This window comes from Candidatus Neomarinimicrobiota bacterium, from assembly GCA_021734025.1.
Taxonomy (GTDB): domain Bacteria; phylum Fidelibacterota; class JAANXI01; order JAANXI01; family JAANXI01; genus JAANXI01.
This window is the reverse complement of the sequence record JAIPJS010000010.1, coordinates 119159-142203: the sequence shown is the minus strand read 5'-3', so window position 1 is coordinate 142203 and position 23045 is coordinate 119159. Positions and strand designations below refer to the sequence as shown.

General features: G+C 49.2%; 12 protein-coding genes. All 12 read right to left on the bottom strand.

Annotation, left to right across the window (positions count from 1 at the left end):
• Window positions 1-578: glycoside hydrolase family 88 protein (locus K9N57_11885; protein ID MCF7804884.1), on the bottom strand; the 578-nt coding region annotated here is incomplete at its 3' end.
• Between the two features lie 24 nt (window positions 579-602).
• Complete coding sequence (locus K9N57_11880; GenBank protein ID MCF7804883.1) at window positions 603-1868, bottom strand: alginate lyase family protein; 1266 nt, start codon at window positions 1866-1868, stop codon at window positions 603-605.
• A gap of 15 nt (window positions 1869-1883) precedes the next feature.
• A complete protein-coding gene (locus K9N57_11875; protein MCF7804882.1) occupies window positions 1884-3116 on the bottom strand; it encodes an Nramp family divalent metal transporter in 1233 nt (410 codons plus the stop codon).
• A gap of 61 nt (window positions 3117-3177) precedes the next feature.
• Window positions 3178-5091 carry a T9SS type A sorting domain-containing protein gene (locus K9N57_11870; GenBank protein MCF7804881.1) on the bottom strand — a complete coding sequence of 638 codons (1914 nt, stop codon included), beginning with the start codon at window positions 5089-5091 and terminating at the stop codon, window positions 3178-3180.
• Between the two features lie 42 nt (window positions 5092-5133).
• Window positions 5134-7725, bottom strand: coding sequence for a DUF5123 domain-containing protein (locus K9N57_11865; protein ID MCF7804880.1), 2592 nt, complete (start codon window positions 7723-7725; stop codon window positions 5134-5136).
• A 255-nt stretch (window positions 7726-7980) separates the two neighbouring features.
• Window positions 7981-12180: a right-handed parallel beta-helix repeat-containing protein gene (locus tag K9N57_11860; protein MCF7804879.1), complete on the bottom strand. Its 4200-nt coding sequence runs from the start codon at window positions 12178-12180 to the stop codon at window positions 7981-7983.
• 203 nt (window positions 12181-12383) lie between these two features.
• Window positions 12384-14060 carry a T9SS type A sorting domain-containing protein gene (locus K9N57_11855; GenBank protein MCF7804878.1) on the bottom strand — a complete coding sequence of 559 codons (1677 nt, stop codon included), beginning with the start codon at window positions 14058-14060 and terminating at the stop codon, window positions 12384-12386.
• Between the two features lie 49 nt (window positions 14061-14109).
• Window positions 14110-15657, bottom strand: a complete 1548-nt coding sequence (locus K9N57_11850; GenBank protein ID MCF7804877.1) for an outer membrane protein transport protein — start codon at window positions 15655-15657, stop codon at window positions 14110-14112.
• Between the two features lie 24 nt (window positions 15658-15681).
• The gene (locus tag K9N57_11845) at window positions 15682-16674 is read right to left on the bottom strand and encodes a PorV/PorQ family protein (protein MCF7804876.1); all 993 of its coding nucleotides are present in this window, start codon (window positions 16672-16674) and stop codon (window positions 15682-15684) included.
• 19 nt (window positions 16675-16693) lie between these two features.
• Window positions 16694-19024, bottom strand: coding sequence for a T9SS type A sorting domain-containing protein (locus K9N57_11840; protein ID MCF7804875.1), 2331 nt, complete (start codon window positions 19022-19024; stop codon window positions 16694-16696).
• Between the two features lie 37 nt (window positions 19025-19061).
• The gene (locus tag K9N57_11835; protein ID MCF7804874.1) at window positions 19062-21965 is read right to left on the bottom strand and encodes a TonB-dependent receptor; all 2904 of its coding nucleotides are present in this window, start codon (window positions 21963-21965) and stop codon (window positions 19062-19064) included.
• Window positions 21966-22263: 298 nt separating this feature from the next.
• A complete protein-coding gene (locus K9N57_11830) occupies window positions 22264-23022 on the bottom strand; it encodes a 3-oxoacyl-ACP reductase FabG (protein ID MCF7804873.1) in 759 nt (252 codons plus the stop codon).
• Between the last annotated feature and the right edge of the window lie 23 nt (window positions 23023-23045).

Sequence of the window (23045 nt, the reverse complement as noted above, 5' to 3'; positions counted from 1 at the left end):
TACGCGATATCGTAGTATTCCCAGTTGCCGGTCTCTTCCGCAGCCCAGAACAGCAGTTCCAGGTTCATCATCGTATCGATTATCATCCAGCCAGCTTTTTCCGGCGTGCCCAGCTTCCCCCACGCCCGGATAAATTCGCCGTTCTCATTGAATCGTTTGGCCAGCATTTCCGCGGCCTGAATTCCTGCCTTGCGGTATTTCTCTTGTCCCGTTTCTTTGTAGGAGCGTACTGCCGTCGGCAAAAAGATGAATCCCATATCGTGAGTGTTGTCCAGGTCGGCAAATTGAAGTAAGTGATCCGCTCTGGCGAGGGCCCACTCTTTATATTTCTGTTTGCCTGTCAATTCGTATGTGAGCCAGTACTGTCCCCCGATAAACCCGGAAAACCAGTTCGGCTTTTCCCGGAATTTCCATTCCCCATCGACCGTATACTCCGGATATTTTTCTCCGATGACCTGATATTTTCGGTCAATCTGTTTTTCAAGTGAGCTGATCTTCTCCCCGGATGCACCGAAGATCGTGGAAGTGAATAACATTCCGATGATTCCGCTCATAATGACTCTGAAAAATGAATTCATATGTACGTTCCGTATCCCGTGTTGTTAATTATTCTCATTCTGTAACGGCCACTTAATCTGTCCCAGTTCGTATGGGTACAAGTCACCATAATTGTTCTTTAAAATTTCTTCGTACTTTGGCTCCTCGTATTGCATATGTGCCATCCTAAGCACATAAAACTGGTGATGCTCCCCAATAATTCCCCTGGTAATCTCCTGGTAGGGCCACTCCTTTTCACCTGATAGCGCCGGGGCAATAAAATCGAGGGCTTTTTTCACAGAGCGGCCGTCCGGCGACGTGTAATTAAACAAATCCAGACCGTACTGTTCACCGAGATAACAGAGTTTGAGCATGAATTCGAGGTTAAATACGGAGTAAAAGAGGGACTTGGTTCGCTGTAATTCTTCCGGCTGGCGTCCGTCCGGTTCAATCATGTGAATAATCCGGCCTTTGAAATGGTTACTGAGCTGGTCCAGTGCGACCGAGTCCTTGCCCACAAAAATGGCGAATGTTGTGACTTGCAAGGCATACGAGACCTCGTGATTATTTCCAGATCTGGCCTCTTTTTTTCCAAGTTCACTTGTAAGCAGCCATTGCAGAAATTGATCGTACCAGTCCACTAATCCCCGGTGGATTTCCCGGGTATAGGCATCGGAGTCACTGAGTAAATTCACCGCATCGAGTACTTTGATAAAACTCCGTGACTCGATGATCCCGTATTGTCTTCCCGGCGTTCTGTTCGGAATACCCTGGCCGTAATTGAGGTGCGGTGCCATATACGTCTCTTCGTCGATATACCACGTGCGCATGAGTTCGACGGCATGTTCGGCGTATCTGGCATCATCAAAAAGGATATATGCAAGGGCTAATCGTTCGACAGCATTTGTCATCATCCAGCGATACTCCTTGTCGGGCGTCAGGATCGCTTCATTTCGTTTGCCATCGCGCCGGATATACGGCCCGCCGGGATTCTCGGGATCGGGCCACCAGTAGGGGCCGTAACTCATGTAGTCATGTTTTGTGCCACCGGGCGGAAAGATGTCTTTCATGGTGACACTCCAGGGTCCCTCATTCAGCAGGCTGTCCGCTTCATCCCGGAGCTGGTCCACCGCTGCCATATATTCGAACGTTCCATTATCTACAGCAAATTTCACTTCAAGAATATTATTTTTTTCGTAAGTAATAGGTTTTGTTTGGAAATCGGATGATTTTGTTTGCCCGCAAGCGCCCAACAGAGTTCCCAGAAGAACAGGGATTATCCATCTTTTCAGCCTGTTTTGCACTTCTTTGATCATGCTTTTGTTAATCATAATTCCTTTTCATTTTCAAATTGCATTCACTGTTTCTATAATTCCGATGACCGCCTGATAACCCATAAACCCCGAATAGAGGAGCGTTATTCCACATAAAAAATTCATCACCGGAGTGTTGGTGTAATCTCCCACCACTTCTTTTTTATTCAGGAGTATTATTATGAACAAGACCAAAAGCGGCATCAATGCGGCCTGAATCGCCAGTGAGGCTATCTGGATCATTACTGGCTTTCCTCCGGTCAGGGGTGCAATAATTCCTGCACCGCAAAACACAAGCGCGAGCAGTCGAAAATGAGTTGCTTTGGGATCCCGTGACAGATTAAAGTAATCGGCAATCGACCAGATGGAAACGAGTGCATTGGGAAAAGCCGACGAGAGTCCCGCTGCGACGATTCCCACTACAAATACTGTGGCGGCAAATTCACCCAAAAGTGGTTCCAGGGTGAAAGCCATATCGATGGCTTCATTTACCCGAATTCCCTGTGCATGCATCGTTGCCGCAGCCACTATCATAATCACACCAGAGATCACAAAAATCAGGATAGCAGAGGCAATTGAATCCTTACGCTCCTTGCGGAGGTCCGCCAGGGTCCAACCCTTATCGGTGACAATAAACGATCGCATTACGATCACACTTCCGGCAAGTGTTGTGCCGACCATCGCGGCAACGACCATTGTTCCGCCTTCAGGAATAACCGGCACTAATCCCCGGATGACCGTTTTAGCCGAGGGATGCGCAAAAAATGTATCAATGATAAAACTCAGCCCCAGAATTGTTACAAGTACTATGAGTACCCGCTCAAAGGATTGATATTGTCCGAAGAAAATGAGGATGTAAATGAGGCCGCTCCAGAATACCGCCATTAATAGAAAGTTTACATCTAACCATGCTGCGGACGCCTCCGCAACAATACCGAGTACCCCGATGTTTGAGGAAAATTGCCCGATAATAATGGCAAGAACGATATAAAAACCCGCAGTTCTGCCAATATTTTCGTTGACCGCAGTGATAAAGGTTTGACCGGAAGCAAAAGTGAGTCGACTAATGGATGTAATGAGGACCCAAAACAACATACAGGACGGGATTAAAACCCACAGGAGATCCACGCCGTGGTTTGCCCCTGAGACAACCAGAGAGGAGACACTTCCCGTGCCGATTGTCGCGCCAATCACAAACAAGGCGGGACCATAATTTTTTATAGTCTCGCGAGCCCTGTCCCATAATCTCTTCTCATTTGTTTGCATGCTATTTCGAATCGGGTATTAATCCATTTCTAATTTTATTAGAATTTTCCAGCCTATCCCCTTATTTGAGCAATATCATGCGTCGGGTTTGCATCTGCATATTACTTTGTAACCTGACTAAATAGACTCCGGAGCTCACGCTCGTGCCGTCCCATTTAACGGTATAAGTGCCTGTATTTGTGAATCCGCTCCACAGTGTTGCAACTTCCCGGCCCGAGAGATCATACACCTTGAGAGAGATATCATCCGGCGTATTAACCGAAAATTCTATGTTCGTTTCGGCGTTGAACGGGTTCGGAAAATTCTGAGAAAGCCGCATTTTTTCGGGGACTGTCCCAACTGGAGCATCCTTATCGTGGATTCCGACTATTGTTGTATCTATCCGTTGCCCCAATTGCGCAAGATATAGGGACCTCGGCTCCAGTCCCGGAGTATTTGTTCCTTCTATATACCCTTCAGGTTCAGGAAATGAGGTATAGGGTTCTTCACCGGTAACCCGATCCCCGAAACAACCGATGGCATAATTTTGGGCTGTCGGCGGCTGTTGCACAATGAGATAACCGTCTGCTACATCGGTATTCCAGGCGACAGAGTGGGCTGCCCCCCATCCGTGGCTGGACCCGTAATATCCCCGGTTATACAGACCGAGCATTCGCGGATTGTACCCGGAACGCGGGCCGTCCAGTTCTTTCACATTATCATAAAGTAACCCCATGCTCCAACGGCGATGTCCCTCACTACTGGCATAGGCTCCGGAGGAAGTGCAATCGAAGAAGACAATACCAGAAGTCCAGGACATCCCGTTGGACATGTAGGCGTGCCGTCCTTTATTGGCATGGCAGTTTTTAAACAAAATTTGTTGTGAAGCCGTATATGCGTTAAAATTATACCGTCGCCCGCCGTCTATGCCGGAAGCGGGTTCAATTGCATTGACATTTTCCACGGTAATTCTTGTTGCTGTATTTGTTCGGACTCCGGAGCGGGCAAATCCGGTGACAGTACAATTGCGTACCCATGCATCCTCCACCTGAAACAAATCGATGCCATTCCAGGCGTGGTCTTCATCAGTGGGATGTTCAGATTCGATTTGTATCCGCATGTTTTCAATGCCGATTTTGGTGCGTATTCCATAACGGGCGTATTTATAGATATATGACTGGGAGAGTTCCCGTATCAAATGATTGTAGACCGGCACGCCAAAGGTGATAGTATTCCCAGCGATATCTTTGATATACCTGTTAAACACAATGGGTTGACTCCCGGGACTCCAGGGGAAGTCCTCCGCCGGATTCGCTCCTGGCTCTTCCCAGTGCGTTCCCCCCGAGTCTACGGCAACCAGCCATGCCTCGGAACACGGATGATATACTATAATATTGTCGCCTACTGCATAGCCGGAGGCATCTTCAATTTCAAAGGTGCGGTCTCCGACAAAGACCGAATCGGTAACAATATCCTGCCGTGTACCCTCCACCCTATCGCTCCAGTAGGTTGTACCTCCCCCACCGGCGACGAGCACTGTCCGTCTTGATGGCGAATTTCCGACCGCTTTGATTACAGTGTTCGATTCAGGGTTCGTACCGTCACCAACTCCCCGCATTACAACACCATTAAAATTTATCTTTAACGTACCGGAGATCTCATAGACCCCGGCCTCAAGTAGCAGGGCTCCCGTGATGCCGTTCTCATCGGTCCCGGACAGGGCAACTTCAAAGAGTGCATCCTGAATATGGTCCGTATTATCCCCCTCGACCGGACTGATGGTTTTCACAACCGGAACATTCGGGATACCGGCTTCTCCGTTTTGATATCCGGCGTAGCTGAAATCGGGGATGCGGTTATGCAGGGTATCTTTTGTGTACTCAAGTACCCCCTTCTCATTGTAATAGACCCGTTCAGAGCTCCAGGGAGCCTGCGCATTAACAAAATTGAATACGGCGAAAATACCAAGACTAAATAGCAATCCGATTTTATTCACTGGGAATATATCCTGTTCTCCATTAATGGTGCCGTCCGTCGATTATTTGAGGTACAGTACTTTTTGAATACTTCGACGCGCACCGGACCGGAGTTCAAGAAAATAGGTTCCCGAAGCCAGGTCTCCAGGCAGCCACTGAATATGATACTTTCCAGGCTGACGCATCCCGGTAAAGAGGGTTTCCCTGAGCATCCCCCTGATATCGTACACCCGGAGAGCAGTGTATCCCTGTTCATTGATATGGTAGGTTATCGTGGTCCCGCCATTGAACGGATTTGGGTAGGTATGTGCAAGACGAAACGCTGCGGGCCGGGAATTCCCGGCATCATCATCGACGCTCACCGGAGGATACAAAGCCCATCGCAAATCTCCCATAGCGCTGCCGTCATTGCCGTCGTAATACAGATGAGAGCCCTCGGTCAGCGTAAAATCACCGTTGCCGGGTTCGGCGTACAAGGGATCGATGTCTATCACGACATCCCTGATTTCTGCGTTTCGGTGAGTGGGAACCGGGCCGGTATTAAAGGTATCCGAATGAGAAATGTAAGCGGTCATTCCGTAGAGCTGCGTGGTATATTGTGCAGGACTGTTGCTGAATATGGTGTTGGTAATGGAAATAAAATCCATCTCCCGGACTTTCAGAATTTCGGTATCCTCATACCCGGCGTTATCAACTGTACAATGATTTATCACCAAGGTAGGAGACGGAGTGAACGGAACATCGTCTCCACCATAGATATCCACTATCGACTTTCGCATGTTCCAAAAAGTGCAATTTTCGAATTTTATATATTTTGCGTTATACTCTCCGCTGCCGTCAGCCTCTTCGTTCATCCGGAATCCAGCCGAGGCGGCATTCGTAAACAGGCAGTTGGAAAAGATGAGCGAATCGGCAAAGGTACCCCGGAATCCCCGGAGAAAGTTCCCTTCATCACCGACGCCGACATCTTTGAACAAACAATCGTCTGCAATAATGGAGTAGGATTTCGATGCCGTGGAATCGGTAATAAATAGGTACCGTGCCGGCGATGGTGAGTCGATCAGTCCGTCTAGCGTAACACCTTTCAGATAGAGTTTTCCGCGGCTGGTCATCTGAAATATGGCACTGCCTTCCCCACCAGTGATATTCCGGATCACCGGGCGGGAATCCAGTTCGTCAGCGGCTTTAAAAATAACATGCTTGTCAATGACCAGCGGCTCGCTGATCTGGTAAGGTTCATCGAATGTGATCAGTTCTATGGTATCACCGGCAAAAAATGTCTCGATCGCGTGCCGAAGCGTATCCAGCGCGGCCGGAATCCGATGGACTTCCGGTTCGGCCGGATACCACGTCGGCCCCACATTGTCATTCGGCGTGAGCGGACGGTTGGTAATCTCTGCACCCGAAACCTGGTCGGCCCCGACATCTTTGGGGAGGGTACGGGACTGTCCGTCCATATCGGTGGTAACCCACGAATACTCCCCGGCAGCGGCTCCGTATGCCGGACTGGACTCTGTTATTCGCCACAGGCTGTCCACCCCCAGGGTCAGCTCCGGATCAACCTCGGAAATTCCGCCGGGATTCTCGATACCCAGCGACGTCCCGTGCATGATATTCCCTTCCCATATCATATTGACCGGCTCATCCTCTTTGGTAATAACCTGCCTGTATGTGTCGACAATATTATTAGCGATAATACAATCTTCTGGTGGAAGCGTGCGCTCGCTGTCAGCTCCGGCGCCGAGGATCATCGAATATTGACAATCCACAAATGTGTTAAATGCCACCACTGCATTTTTTACCTGGAAATACCGGTTTAACGGTGAATTGGGCACACCATTCATGATCGGTAACGCTGACTTCAAACTGGTACCGTTCAGTCTTTCAAAATAATTATTAACGACTCGGTGTCTTTCTCCGATTATCCGCACACCGCCGGTATTATACTTGCCGTTTCCGATAAAGAAGTTTCCATAGACTTCACAATCGTTTCCGTGTCGGAGAGTGAGAGCCCCTGCTGATTCATAAAAGGTATTATAGCGGTAGATATTTTCTCCGGACTTATTGGAGATAATTTCGACTTCCCCGTCGCAGTGTTCAAAATAGTTGTATTCGACAATGGAACTGCACGGGGACATGGAATAATCGCTGGTTCCGATTCTGATGGTCTCCCCGCCGTTCTCTCCAAGTTCAGGACGGTTCCCAAAATAATTATGGTCAATACGGTGCTTATTATTACTGGTGCCACTGAGCCAGATGGTTAGCGTCGTTCCGCCGTTTCGCTTCCCGGCCATATAACAGTGGTCTACCCTATTGTAAAATCCGTAGACCGAGATCCATTTATTATCGATATCGCTTGGAGGATTATAATTTTCGATTGCAGTGTTCGTCAGGCGGGAATGATGCGTCCCCTTTTCGAATTTGATGACGTGGGAAGAATAGGTATAGCCATTTTTAAAGTAGAGGCCGTCCACGACCAGATATGCGCCGTCAATCCGTAAAACTGAGGTCCCGTTTAACAATACACGGCCCGGGTCTTCCGCCCGGAGTACAATCGGAGCACCCTCGATTCCTTCACCGCTGTACCGGATGTACTGATCCGTCCAGTAGCCGTTCCGCATGATTAGTGTATCGCCCGGCTGAGCGTTACCCATTACATCAGTAATCTCATATTGGTTCGTAACATAATAGTTGGTTGCTAAAGAAAATGTTGGTAGCAGGCTCACAAATAAAAGGAGCAAGAATGAACCGAACAGATACCGCAGTATTTTCAAATCATCGATCATCGCAAACAATTCCATGGAATTACGTAAGATATTGAGAAAGTATCTGGATACTTCAAGGTTTGTGATCCACAGTATAATGGAAAACCGGGGGCGTCACAACGCCCCCGGTATCCATTGTTTAAATTACTTCATCAAAATCATCTTCTTCACAGAGACATAATCTCCGGATTGGATTTTGTAGAAGTAAACACCGGATGAAAGCAGGGAGCCGTCAAAGTAGACATTGTGGTATCCCGCCTGCATCTCTTTGTTCACCACCGTTGCAACCTGTCGTCCCAACAGATCGTATACGGCAATATTCGTAAATCCCGATTCCTTCAGCGCAAATTTGATCTGGGTGCCAGGATTGAACGGATTCGGATAGTTCTGCTCGAGGCTGTACTGCTCAGGCAGATTCTCCGGGTCCACGCCGACTTCCACATCAAATACCGCTTCCACTGATTTGTCACCATCCATAGTGATGGTAGCAGGATTCGTTTCACCTGAGAGGTCACCGGACCATCCGGTGAAGACATATCCGGAATCCGGCACGGCCGTCAGGGTCACCACTGTGCCCGGATCATAGGTCAGACCGATCGGTGTGGGCGCAGTAACAACTGCTCCGTTCTCGGCAGTAATCTCCAGATAGACGTGGGTTGGTTCTGCCGTTGCCCAGTTCAGGTCACCCATGGTGGCTCCCTCGTGTCCCAGTCCATACAGATGGGAAGCCGCAGTCAATGTATAGTCGTGGTTGGCTGCGTCCGCAAACATCGGATCAATTCCCCAGAGGGTGGTCGTGTCTACTTCACCATCGGTGGATTTGATATCGGCGTCGGCTTTCACATTGAACGTATCGATGTGTGAGACATAGCTCGTAACATCTCCGTTCCCCTGGGCATCGAGGATATCGCCATCCCGGCCGTGACCGGAGAGACGGCTGTTCGCCACAATGATATTTCGGACAATTGCGCCACCGCTGTTTTTCAGGTACATCGTCCTGGTTGCGGAATTTTCGATTGTGAGATTTTCAATCAGGACCGGAGCATCCGGGGTCGAGGGATCGACATCGGAATAGTACCGGATACATTCAGCATCGATATTAGTAAACGTGCTGTTGCGGACCGTCAGTGACGCCAGGGCACGATCAGTTGCATATTTCTCCGTTTCGGAGATGCGGATGGCTTCGTAACCTGCTCCATCGAAATAACTGTCCTCGATGAGTACGTCGCCTGCCACAACATCTGCATAGAACTTCAGTGCATGCCCGTCTTTGTTGGGGTCCTTCTCCTGGAAGATATTCAGAAAATCACAATTCCGAATGGTAATATCCGGAGTTTCCGAAACCAGATTATCCACTGTCAAAGCGTATTTCATTCCGTGGGACTGTTCATGTCCACCGTCGAATACTACGCCTTCGACATAAAACTCGTCGGAAATCTCAATAATTTCCAGTCTGTCGCCTGTCGGGTCACTGTTAGTGACCACCGGCTTCTCGGCGAGTCCCGGAGCTGCCAGCAGTACCAACGGTGAGGTAACTCTAACCAGGTCATCATCGGTCGTAGTGTAAACACCACCGCTGGTCATTAGCATCAGCGTGTCCACCTGGCTGTTATTATTGGCGAACTCGACAGCTTCCAGCATATCCCAAGTCTCGTCGATTTCCAGGCGTCCGCCGGTAATTGCCTGTTCCTGGAAAGTTGCGGTGATTTCAATGGTCGAGTCCATAACCACGTCAATCGGGTTATTTGTAGAAGTGGTGTCACCGGCCCAGTCCACGAATTCCCAACCGGGAACGGCCACAGCTTCCATGGCAACAGTTGTCCCGGTATCATAGGTGCCGTAATCTGCGTACGGTTCAGGACTCAGGTTTACATCACCATTTCCAACAACCACTACCTTAAGCGAATCCTGAGAGACTACCGGTTCAAAGGTGGCAGTGACGTCAAACGTATCTGTCACGGTGATGGTAATCGGATTATCCGTTGTGATCGTATCGCCGGACCATCCTGTAAAAGCCATCGAAGTTGTATCGGATACTGCTGTCAATGTGACTTCTGTCTTTTCTTCGATCTTACCATCTTCATCCGGTTCCGGACTGATCTCAACGTGTCCGAATCCCACTACATTCGCAGTTACCGGATATTTCGGAGCCATATTCTCAAAAACGGCCGTCACGGTTTTGTTGGCATCCATGGTAATCGTTATTGGGTTAAGATCCGGTGGGAATATCGCTCCAACATCACCGGTCCATTCAAGGAGCGCCCATTTGTAATCCGGTTGGGCCTGAAGCGTTACATCCGTACCAGAGGCATATACTTCCTGGTCCGGATCCGCCTGAATGTATCCATTACCTTCGGTCAGCAGTGTGAGATAGTACTCACCCGGACTGACTTCCCAGCGGAGGTCACCGAGTGCATTGCCGTCATCTGCTGCACCACGTGCGGACGACGCATCAGCCAGGCGATAATCGTCCACTGATGGATTATTATACAACGGATCAAAACGCGACGTATCGGTAGCAGTGGCGGCATCGTTGGTCGCCACGTCCTGCGCCTGCCAGAAGTTGGCAAAACTCAGAGTTGAGTTCCCGAATATCTTCACCGCATCACTGTGGGTTCCCAGCTGGTTGGTGAACATGCTGTTCTTAATCTGCACATCGGCCACGCCTTCGGGATAGACCATCCGGTAATCCCCTCCAGTAGAAATGGAATCGAACGTACAGTGGTTCATCCGGACCACCGCATCCGGATTATCCCGCATCCGGATCGCTTCGCGGCCGACATTGATAAACGTGGAGTTGTCGAATTCCGCATAGTCAATGGTATTGGGCTCCTTGAGATAGATCCCTTCTTTCCCGGCATCCTGGAAAATACTATTCCGTATAATCAGGGAATCCAGCCAGGCACCAGCGTAGATTTTAACCCAAGCTTCGGCAGCTGTATGTGCGTTGATGTCATCCAAAATCAGTTTGGCGTCCGGAGTGGAGTCGTTATCCACGCGCACCAGATATTTAGCGTGCTGGACTTCCACACCCTGCAACTTCAAGCTGCTGCCGGCTTTTACCCGCAACACTCCGTTTGATTCACCCGCGTCGTCATTTTGAATGATCGGTTTCTGAGTCAACCCGGCTCTCGCACGAATAGTCAGGTCTTTATTTTCGAGTTCTACACTCGAGGTCTCGTAATAGAGGCCACCATTGGTCACCAGTTCGATGATGTCACCGCTGACCGCGGCGGCGACGGCATTATTTAACGCATCCGTACCGGCCTTGACCGGGATGATCTGCGGAACATGATAGCCAGGATCCCATTTGAGGTCCCCCATGGCTTTCCCATCATCGGCCTGGCCTAAAACGGGCGATCCGGCCATCAGGGTATAGTCACCATTCGTCGGATCTGTATATTCGGGATTTCGAGCCAGCGTATCGCTTAAGGTCGCGCTGTCTTCCAGATTCACGCCTCCGGTGTTGTAAAAATCGGAGTGGGTGAGTGTGGAATTTCCAAAAATCCGAACGGCGTCACTATGCGGAGCAGGGACGCCAAGGTGATTCGTAAAAACGCTGTTTTTGATCTCAGCATCCAAAACTCCCTTGGGATAGAGCATTCGGTTGCCATCATTCCAACTGATGGAATCAAAAGTACAGTGATTTACGCGGAAGACCGTATTGGGATTATCTTCTACATGGATTGCTTCCCGACCGGACTTAACAAAGGTATTGTTCGTAAATTCCGCATATCCAATCGTGTTTGCATATCGCAAATAGACCCCTGCCTTTTCACAATCCCGAAACGTACTATTACGGACGATGATTGAATCCAGCCAGGAACCGGCATATACCTTGATCCAGTTTTCCACCGCAGTATGACCATATACGTCGTCGACGATCAGTTTTGCGTCCGGTGTAGAATCATTGTCGACGCGAATCAGGTATTTCGCGTGCTGAATTTCTAGTCCCTTCAGTGTTAAGTTGCCGCCTGCCTTTAGGCGGAACACACCGTTTGACTCACCGGCTTCATCGTTTTTCACGATGGGTTTCTCTGCCAGACCAGGCCGGGCTCGTACTGTAATCGATTTCCCTTCGATCTCAACGCTGTTCGTATCGAGATACATGCCTCCGCTGGTGACAAGTTCGATAATATCACCATCGGCAGCCTGATCCACAGCGGCCTCAACCATTCCCGTGCCGGAGGGGACAAAATAGATCCAACTCGTCCCTTCCTGAATTCGCTCAAATTCCGGCGGAGTCGTTTCCGCATTAATTTGGGAAACAAGTGCCATAATACCCCATAACACACCTGCCATAACGAACAGGATTTTCCCAAACTCTTTTCGGTGGGTTTTCATATTACCCTCCAGGTTAATTAATAGAACGTTTGTTTGTACACTTTTCAGTTAATTGGAGCGAAGTGTCAGACCAATTGTGTGACAGCCGCCCCTGGTATATCGTGCATCCCGACTTCGAATCTTCTGAATAAAACACTGGCAAACCCGGTATTGCGCTATACAATACCTCCTGCTTTTCCAGTCCCGGCAATATGAGCCGGGTATTATTTCATCAGGACGCATTTTTTCACCGATGTAAACTGCCCCGCGGTTAGCTTGTAGTAATAGACTCCGGATGGCAAATTCGAACCGTTCAGTGTTAGGGTATGCTGTCCGGCGGTGTAGTTACCGTCAGTGAGTGTCCGTACTCGCTTCCCCAACACGTTGTACAGTTCCAAAGTCGCCTGCCCTGATTTTTTCAGGGAAAAGGTGATGGAAGTCGTAGGGTTGAACGGGTTGGGATAGTTCTGCTCCAGACCGTACGCCACAGGAAGCGATCCATTATCCCGGGTCCCGGTTTCAGACTGGAATGTGGCCGTAATGTGCGTTTCGTTGTCCACGGTCAGCGTTGTTGGGTTCGTTTCCCCGCTGAGATCGCCGGACCATCCGGTGAAAGTATAGGTGGAATCCGGAACGGCTTCCAGGGTGACCTCGGTACCCGAGGGGTATGACTGTCCCTGGATTTCAGGCGTCGTCACGATATCCCCGTGCCCATTGATGTTCAACTCAAAAAAGATCTGGCTTGGTGTCTCTGTGGCCCAACCGCGATCCCCGATTGCCCCGCCGTCGTGTGCCGCATAGTAGGCATCTGATGAGGAAGGCAGGGAATAATCTCCGTTTTCCCAATCGACAAACTGTGGATCAAAGCCCCAATAGGTATGATCGTAAGGCCAGGTCTCAGCGCCCTTGGTAGCCTGCCAGACTTCGTCAGCCCGGAGAATAAAGTCCAAATCGAATGTGTCTACGTTTGCGATATACGAACCCGGCAATTGTACCTGGGCAATCCAGTCTCCGCGATCCATACGGCTCGGTGCCGGCTGGCGACCATGAGCGACAATCACATTGCGCAGTATGGCTCCGGCGTTGTTCTTGAAATATGCAATCCTGGTCGCTGAATTAATGACCGTAATGTTCTCAACCAGAACATAGGCATCTTCCGTGGTATGATCAGTGTCCCCGTACATGCGTATACATTCGGCATCGATGTTGTTAAAGGTGCTGTTTCGAACGATCAGTGTGTCCATGACCATCTGCACATCGTATTTTTCGGTCTCAGACATCCGGATTGCTTCATCGCCGATATTAGTAAAGTTACAATTTTCAACGATGACATTACCCGCTTTCACAGTCGGGTCATCCACGTTTTGCGGACGCAGAAAATAGATCGCATGGCCCTCTTCCATTTCCGGTTCGGAGATTTTATCCCGGTAGATATCGACGAAATCACAATCCCGGACTATGATATCCGTACCGATCTCCGCGTAAATGGGATTTCCATTTTCATCTTCCCCGTGGCCAAATCGCAGGGCGTACTTCAACCCGTGACTTTGGTCATGCCCACCGTCAAACACCACGCCTTCAATCGTGATATCGTTACACACCCGGAAGATCTCCAGGACATTCGAATCGGGATCACTGTGCGTGAGGATCGGCTTCTCTGCCAATCCCTCCTGTGCAACGATAGTCAGCGGCTCCTCGATAGTCAGAGGTAACGTATCGGTAGTTGTATACACTCCACCACTCGTGGTCAGAATAAGCGAATCGATATTGTTATTAAACGAGTAAGTCAGTGCCTGTTTCAGGTCATATGCCGCTTCAACCTGAATGTTGGATGCTGCAAGTGGGCCGATAAGTCCAAGGACCAGCGCTATTACAGCTATTACGGTTTTAGTAACCTTCATTTCATTCTCCTCCTCCTGTTTGCTTGCCTAACAGTATTATTCCCTGGTATTAAAAAAGGTGTGTGTATTCCACCGAGAAATTGGTCCGGGTAACCACGTTATAATTGGTATTGCTCATATATTGGTCATAGTATCTCAGGTTCTGGATTTGGTAGGCCAGGTCAATTCGCCCGATGTCAAAGACAGAATAACTCGCCCCGACAGAATAGACCTGCGCTGCCGGCCCTGTGTCATTAAAGGCATTCCCGTCAGGGACAAAGACCTGTGGGACATATTGATATCCCCCCAGCAGTGAGAGGTTGTCTGTGGCTTTAAATTCAATTCCACTGCGGACAACTGTCTGGTCAACCCAGTGATGGTGTGTGCTATCTGTACCCGGATCAGAAAAATCGAACTCGGCCTTGCTATAGTCGGCACGTACGAAATCCAGCGAGAATGTAAACCGATTCGTTGGTGTAAATTTTAATCCCAGCGTATAGGTGGCAGGAACGTGAAAGGTATCAGTCCCTTTGCTTTCTTCTGTAATAACTCCGGCAGAGTCGGTTGTTTCTATTGTGTAGTTCCAATCCCGTCGGACGGAGTACGGCAGCCCGATATTGAGCCCCACCGTTACATTCCGAAAGGCATAGATGCCACCGATATCGATAGAGTTTGCCGAAAATGCCGAGTGTCCTGTGGTCACCGTTTGGATGGAATCAAACCCAAACAGAAAACTGTTTTCCTCAATCAGCTCGAAATAGCCAACTTTTTCCATCAAGTTGGTATCATCTGTTTCCCCAAAGAGAGAGGTCACGCGGATTCCCAGGTTCAGTTTTTCCGAAATGGCTGCTCCCAGCCCCCCCTTTACTTCATGGATCTGTCCGGATCGTTCCCGGAGATACCGGAACCAGTCCAGATGGACGGTATCACCTTCCACAAGTCTCCCTGGCATGTTGTAATCCGAATACCCGATATGTGGATCCAAATAGGTATCGTTCCGGTCAAAATCGGAGACGTTATACCGGTTTTTATACCCTACTGCTATGACGATATTCCGGTCCATTACCCGGAACGGATAGGCCAGTGCTGCGGAATTCAACCCTGTATACTCCCGGTCATTCATCCAATCTGCGGCATCCCTACTATACGGATCGAGACCTAGTTCCGGATCATTCACTACATAGTTTGAATCGATGGCAATATCCTCATCCAGCACTGGTTCCCCGGTGATGGAATCCACGTTTAGTGAACTTGGGGTATACAATCCTTCAAGATAGAATGGCAGGGTAACAAACAGGCGGTTCGGCCGGTATTCTTGGTTCTCACGCCAGTGTTTCCGCGACGCACTACCTGAAATCGAAAACTGCATTTTCTCCAGATTGGCTAACCCCGCAGGGTTAAAATAAAGTGACTGGATTTCACCTGAAGACGCGTTGTAAGCGTTTCCCATGGCCAACGGTTTAACGGAATAATCCGCGGAGTTTGCCAGCCCCTGAAAGGCTATTTCATCTCCGCGATGCTGACTAAATCCGGTGGTCACAGTTAGGAATAAAAGGATGACGATTCCTGAGAATCCAACAATGAATGTTTTCACGAAATGCGGGCAACTATTACCCATATGAGCCTTCTCCTGCATAATCGTTTATAAATTGTATCCGACTGAAAACCTGTTAACATTACCAAGGAATTCGTCGTGGTCGTTAAAGGAATAATCAATGGCGAAATTGGCGTATTGCACTCCAAATCCCAGGGTTAATCCCGCAGTGTCGTAATTTATTTTATACCCTGCCCGTAAAAACAGAATGTCCGATATGGAATATTCGGCTCCCAGGTTGTATTGCTGATCATAATCCCTGGGCTGGACGATATCGAAAGCCATCAACAGGTTTTGATTTCTCGCGTTAAAAAACAGGTAATCTCCCTGGCCGATGACATAGGCGGATATCCCGACATTCATGGTCTGCGGCAGCGAATAAGATTTATCGTAGTAGGTGACTTCCGGGCCGAAATGCCGTAATGTCGCGGACATCTGCACAGACCGAAATCCAGTGTGGTAATAGATTCCGCCGTCGAACATTAACAGGGACTTTTTCCTCACCACCATATCTTCGGTGACGTATTTCCCCGTAAGCCCGTAGGAAAATTTGTTAGTCAGTTGGTGTCCGAATCCTATTCCGAATGCGGTGGCACCCGGCGTAATGGTTTCACCTGTGAGTCCCGGATTATATCCATCTCCCACTGGTCCAAGGGCGTCCACTGTCGTCACCTCAATCGACCCGTAATCTGCATTCAATGCCATCAGCCCAAGAGAGACATTCCGTCCGATATTATAGGCCGCCGTGAATGAGTTGTGTCCGGTGTCCAGAAACCAGTCGACGTGAGAAGCATTGACGCTTAGCCTGCTCACCCTGGTCAATGCAGCGGGATTCCAGTACATCGCATCAGCACCATCCACTATGGAAGAATACGCCTCCCCAACCCCGGTGGACCGGGCTCCCGGCATCACTTTCAGGAACTGAAAGGAAGTCACGCCCACCTTTTCAAAGGCAACAGCATCCAATCCAGGTCCCAGGGATACAGAGAGAAAGAGCCCTGCCAAACCGATATATTTCAAAAACGCTTGTCGAAATTTCATAATCATGAATCTCCCTGCCTTACTTCAATATGATAAATTTTCCGCTGGTCTGATCGCCGTCTGGCGTGGTCACCACATAGAAATAGATACCCGATGCCATTTCCTGGTGGTTAATTGTCACGAGCGTTTTGTTGTTTGAATAGACAGCCTCGTTGTGCTGAATTTTATCCACTAGCTGCCCGGCATACGAATATATCCTGATCATACACTCCTCAGGCAAACCATAAAATCCAACGCTTTCGGCCGGGTTCCCCTCAAAACCGGACTCTTCGATAAACGGGTTTGGCACTACATAGACATCGGTCATTTTTTCCACAGACGCCACATCTTTGCGCCAGTTCACGATATTGGTTTTCCCGCTTTCACGTCCGACGGCATCAACCGAGGACAGGGCATAAAATCGGGTGTCACCCACTTTAAACGATTGATCCGCGTCCACTAATTCGTAGACCCCCGCGCTATCCGAACCGACAGCAACACTGTCGAGCAGCTGCCAGGGTCCCATCCCGGCGGTCGCCCGGTACACATTATACTGAACAATGTCATCTGTGAGATATGGGAAGTCCTCAACAGCATTTTTCCAAATTAGTCTGATCCTGGCATCCGGTGTGTTTTTCATGACCAATGCTGGTGCAGGTGGTGCCGGATTCTGAATAGTGTATACACCATTTTTGGGGTTGTCCTCCGGCCAGAACGGTAGCGTCGGCGGATGACCAAGATATGCCTCAAACGCCTTTTTAGTTACATCCTGTACCGACACAACATCAGAGTTCACGTAATCCGGGTATCCGAATTCGTCAATGTAAGCCTTCGTAAGGGTATCTCCGTTAATGACAACCGGGCCGTTCCAGTTCGGTGCGGCCGACCATTGAGTTAACGGCTCACCTGGTACTCCACCGCCTTCGACCCGCTTCCCGGGATCGGATCCGTAACCGATAACCTCCGCGAGTGAAAATTCAATAACATCTCCATGCTCTAAGGAATAAGGACCAAAAGTCATCAGCTGCATACCTGCATCAGAGGTCTGCCGGTAATTGAAGGCAGCCCGGCCTATCCACCTTTCCTCCGGATGGGGTGGCTCCGGCCAGGTATTGCTGCTGGTTTTATAGACCCCGCTCCAACGGTTTGACGGGTTAAACGGGTCCTTCTCATACATCATTTTTTGACTGTTGACATTCCCTGTGCTGACCTTATTAGTCCACGGTTGCTTCATATGGTAATTTTCGTCCAGTTCGTAAAACCAGGTCAGGGTGCCCAACTCATTTTCAATCACATGATTATGGTAGGCCGGATCGTATTCTGAGGAGTCGATGGAAGTGGTGCGAATTCGTCCCTTGCGGGCCGCCTCTGATTCATTCACAATCCCCTGCGCCGCCGCCTTAGCCTCCAATTCCTCCGGAACAATGGGCGCCAGCTTGGTGGTGTCGTAATAAATCATAGCCCATCCCGGCGCCTGAGGGCTTGCCAACCCGCCACCATTCTTCCCGGTTTCCGCAAATTCCCGAAACAGATCCGGATCCGGTTCCGGTTTCGCCAGGATCCGCTGGGTTTTATTCACATAATTATCAAGGTTGAATTTCAACCACAACTCGGCATCCCAGTATGCCCGAAGATCTCCCCGGTATATGCCGCCTTCGTATTTCCACTCTTGGTACCACCGCTGAAAACCATACATCGACGGAGCCATCCCGTAATTGAAGCAGACCATAACATCATGCAGCGTTTGCGTGCGTTCCACCGAAGCTGGTGTCCCGTCGGTATCTCCGGTGTATTCCAGCGTATATTCATAGATGATAAAGTCGTCATAATCCTTCTGGGAATATTGGCGTGAAGTACGGGTCACCGTTATCCCTATAGACGTAGCCCACTCGGCAATGATGATCTGTTCGGCTTCATTGGGATCGTAATCATCATTTAGTGTCCCGTCCGGATTTACCGGATAATTTTCAATTTTCTCGATTGAGAGCGGAAATGACCAGCGCCCGGCAACAGTTTCCGGATCACTGGATCCGACTGCACCGCTCAGGGCAAATAGTCGATTTTCTTCTCCAGGCAGGTTATCAAGATTAGCACCGATATACATCCCTGCACCCATCAGATTGTGCTGCCCGCTGTATTCGATCCCGTTCACAATGGTTTTTGAGTATCGCGGCCATTCCATGAGCGGATATGAAGTGACATTCCCCTGTTCACCAGTCTGCCATGGCCGGCCGATTTCTCCGGTGTTATACACGGTTTCATGCAGCATGCCCCGGTCGTGAACTTCAAACCGAACATCCTGGGCCATTCCGGGGCCGGCCAAAAGCACCATTAACAAAAGAAGACCATTGTATTTTAGACACTTATACATATACATTCCCTCGCTACTCGCAAAATTGAAAATCATGTTAAAATTTCAGAACAAGCCCAACCCGGAAATGGCGTGGCTCATTATCAAGGAGATAGATTTCCTGGCTCGTGACGTATGGGGAGTATTCCTTCCAGGTCAGAACTTCCTCCCGATCGGTATGCCAGCGGGTATACGCCTCATGTCCTGTTGTGAACGTATTGTTATAATCCCATTTAAGGCTATTCAACAGATTGTACCCTTCGACATACACCACCAGATCGGTCTCATTTATCGGAATTCTCTTCATGATACGAGCCCGGAGATCATATTCCCAGGGTGTCCGCTTGTTCATTTTCAAGCCCTTCCCGGTCTGATCCCATGTATACGGACGACCGGACATCACCCGGTACCGGGCATTAACCGAAATCCGGCCCAGCGGATGAGCGCTAAACAGGTTGAATCCTGCATTTTCTCCGGTGTTGTATTCCAGCTTCATGACGATCTTGTGGGTCCGGTCAAAATCTAGATAAATATCCTGAGGATCGGGGAGTTCAGTAAATCCGAATTCCGGGTTGGGATCCTTAAAATAGGTCACAGGAGCATTCAGGGCATTGCTGCTCTTTCCGGTGGCAGCTTCCCAGTTATACCGTAGGTATCCGTTTATTTTGCCCGTATGACGTTCCAGATCAATATGAAATCCCTTAATATCGGCATAGTCCCTGTTGATGTAGGTCGCATAGATATCGGAATTTCCACTGATAAATGCGCGTTGAATCAAATCTTTCACGTCTTTATAGTACGCGCTGATGTCGAGTGAGAATCCGAACGGAATCGATTTGACAATTCCGACATCATAGGCGTTGGTAATCTGTGGTTTTAACTGCGGGTTCCCCATTTCAACAATATCATCAGTCGAGGTCCCGGCCACCCGGTTATACAGAATAGAATTGAATCCCGGGCGCTGCATAAACGATCCGTAATTCAAATGGAAAACCGTTTCCTCGGAAACCGGAAAGGAGATGCCGATCCGCGGTTCCAGGTGAGTAAAGAGTTGCGTTTTCTGGTTCGGGGTAGCATCCCGATCCAGGGGTGCGAAACGGTCCTCATAATACGCCGTGTTAAAATTATAGAAATCCATACGCATGCCGACGTTAGCAATCAATCCTTCAAAATCGATTTTATCCTGGATAAAAAGCGCTCCCTCAACCGGGTTTTCCTCGAATTGAACTTTCCGGTAATCCCCAGGGCTGGTCAGATTCTCATCACGATTCACATCAACATCGTAGGCATTCACCTGCAGACCGGCCTTAAGCAGGTTTTCATGGTTGACCTGGCTAGTCATTTTTGTTTCAAACTGATACGTTGTGGTGGATTCGGTGCCCATCTGGTCCTCGGTCCGGCCCACTCGTAACTGGTTGGGGCCCCTGTAATCCACCCAGTTGCTATTTTTGGAATAGTCGTTTACTAGTTCCCCGGCCTGAATTAGTTCGACATCTTCCCGTGAGGTTAAATCCAGCACACTAAAATGGGTCGTCATAAAGTGAGCCTTACTGAAAATGTGCTTCCAGTCAGCGCCATACTGACGAGATGTAGTATTGATTTTGGAATAACTCAGCTCTCGTTCTAACAGAATCCGCTCCCAGAACCCGCTCAGATCATAGCTCTGATCATGGATGAAGATGAAACTCAGTTTGTCATTCTCCACTGGGAAATAGGTTAGGTTGGTTATAAACTGGCGGTTCCATTCCGGTATAGTCGTGGGGACAGCCTCTCTGTCCGTTGACTGTGTTCCGGCGAAAAATAGCCGCATATTCTCAGAGATTGGCCCACCTGTATTAAACTTAAACTCATAATCCATGTTATATTCGGGATACTCCAACCCAACAGATCGATTCGCCGTCAACCAGGCAACCCGGGCCAGGTTGGCAACTTTCAGTGAATCGGCATGCTTTTCTTCCGCACTCGTCGGCGGCCAGGTGTTCTCCCATTCTGTTAACGGCAAGTATTTCGGCCCGAAACCAAACCCGCGGTCAAAGAGCGCATGTCCCGGATTTATCGGATCTTCTTTCAACCATTCCGACGTATCATTCAGCACATTAAAATAATCCAGATTATGCCTTCGATAGAGGGAGCCGCCTTGTTGATACCTGCTGCTATCCGCGTCAAACCGGGTCTCCCAGGTTTTGTAATACGGGCTCGAGATGGCGAATTCAATCCGGGATCTCCACCGGCTTTTTCCTTCCCTGGGAACCATATTTACTACACCGGACTGTGCATTCCCATATTCCGCAGAAAACCCGCTGGTATAGACTTCCACTTCTTCAAGACCGCTGACATCCGGAGAAAAAGCCCTGTCATTTGTCAAAGGATTCACGATCGAAGTACCAGACAGCAGATATTTTGCCTCACCGCTTCTCCCTCCGCGGAAATGTTCGTCCACTACTCCAGACTGCATCTCCAAAATATCTGAGATATCAGAGACCCCTACCTCATCTTCAACTTCTGAAACGTTGTAACTCTTGCGGGTTGCGGTCAGATCCGGCTGGACCACTTCACGTCGGAAACCCGTCACAGTCACCGTTTCTCCCTTGATCGCTTCGGGAGTTAATGAAAAATTCAGGTGCGTTGTCCTGTCTACATTCACGATAACCTGAGTAGTGATTTCAGTGGTATACCCAACGTAATCCACACGGATCGTGTATTTTCCAGGATCAAGATTCAAGATAAAGTATTGCCCCTTCTCATCCGTGGCGGCGCCTACCGGATCCCGTAATGGTACCTCTTCTCCGTTTTCCCATTCTGAGGTAACAATAACGTTGGCCCCGATAAGTGGTGCCCCGCTTTCACTGCCAGTCACTGTTCCTGAAATTTTCCCGGTGCTCGCCCCATACCCTGCAGTACCGACAAGAACGATAAATGCACCTAGCAACCCCAAGTATCCACTAACAAATTTTTTCAACATACAGCACCTCTGATAAAGTCACTCAATACGATTTTAATTATTGGCAAAATTGGTGTAATGCTGGATTTTAAAACCCGAGCAGTTCCATAATTTAGGTTCCGCATTGACTGGTAATTCCCTCTGTCTGAAATTTGGCGTACCGTTTCTCACCATCTGAGTGAAGTCTGTAAAAAGCCCAACCCCATGAGTGATTTGTTCAACGCCCCCCCCTGTCTGGTATTTTCTTAGTCGAGTGAAAACTCTCCCGGTATGTCGGAATCATTCCTCACACGAATCAAAATCTACCGGTTGTGTATTTCTAGTTGAAATACAGCCCGCCGTTGATCTCGATAGATTCACCGTCGATATAGGACGATTCATCGGAAGCCAGAAACGCTACGGTTTTTCCCACCTCCGCCGGAGTGCCTTCGCGGCCCACCGCCGTAGAATCCGCTGTGTTACTCCTAGCATCATCCGGCGTGAACGTATCGTGAAAGGTAGTGTTGATCAGCCCCGGAGAGACACAGTTGACTCGTATTTTCCTATTTGACAATTCTTTGGCCAGCCCCCGGGTAAAGGTCAGGACCCCCCCCTTGGACGTGCTGTAGGCGATTGCTCCCCCACCCCCACCATTCCTGGCTGCCAGGGAGGAAAGATTGACAATAGCGCCGCCTTCTGGTATATGCGATAAGACCTGTTTTGTCACCAAAAAGGTGCTTTTCAGGTTGAGGGTCATTACGGTATCCCAAAAATCCGAATCCATCTCTTCCATCGTTTTTCTGGCCACCAGACCGCCGGCATTATTTACCAGAATATGAATAGACTTCCCAAATTCAGCTACGGAACGCTGCACGAGTGATTCGATTGAGTCCGGATTTGTTACATCCGCCTGGACCGCTATGGCCTGTCCGCCGTTTTCTCTAATCATGTTCACTGTATCGTTGGCTTCCATTTTGCTTGAGTGATAATTCACAACCACTTTTGCTCCGCGGTTCGCCAGTTCGAGACAGATGTGGCGTCCGATATCCCGGCCACCACCGGTTACAATTGCGACTTTTTCCTGTAGGTCATTGCACATAGTAGCTCCACTTTTTCCTCTGT

Coding starts and splice junctions, on each gene's coding strand:
- K9N57_11850 (MCF7804877.1), bottom strand. CDS start 15,657: ATGGGTAATAGTTGCCCGCATTTCGTGAAAACATTCATTGTTGGATTC.
- K9N57_11840 (MCF7804875.1), bottom strand. CDS start 19,024: ATGTATAAGTGTCTAAAATACAATGGTCTTCTTTTGTTAATGGTGCTT.
- K9N57_11860 (MCF7804879.1), bottom strand. CDS start 12,180: ATGAAAACCCACCGAAAAGAGTTTGGGAAAATCCTGTTCGTTATGGCA.
- K9N57_11830 (MCF7804873.1), bottom strand. CDS start 23,022: ATGTGCAATGACCTACAGGAAAAAGTCGCAATTGTAACCGGTGGTGGC.
- K9N57_11875 (MCF7804882.1), bottom strand. CDS start 3,116: ATGCAAACAAATGAGAAGAGATTATGGGACAGGGCTCGCGAGACTATA.
- K9N57_11845 (MCF7804876.1), bottom strand. CDS start 16,674: ATGAAATTTCGACAAGCGTTTTTGAAATATATCGGTTTGGCAGGGCTC.
- K9N57_11835 (MCF7804874.1), bottom strand. CDS start 21,965: ATGTTGAAAAAATTTGTTAGTGGATACTTGGGGTTGCTAGGTGCATTT.
- K9N57_11865 (MCF7804880.1), bottom strand. CDS start 7,725: ATGGGTAACGCTCAGCCGGGCGATACACTAATCATGCGGAACGGCTAC.
- K9N57_11855 (MCF7804878.1), bottom strand. CDS start 14,060: ATGAAGGTTACTAAAACCGTAATAGCTGTAATAGCGCTGGTCCTTGGA.
- K9N57_11880 (MCF7804883.1), bottom strand. CDS start 1,868: ATGATTAACAAAAGCATGATCAAAGAAGTGCAAAACAGGCTGAAAAGA.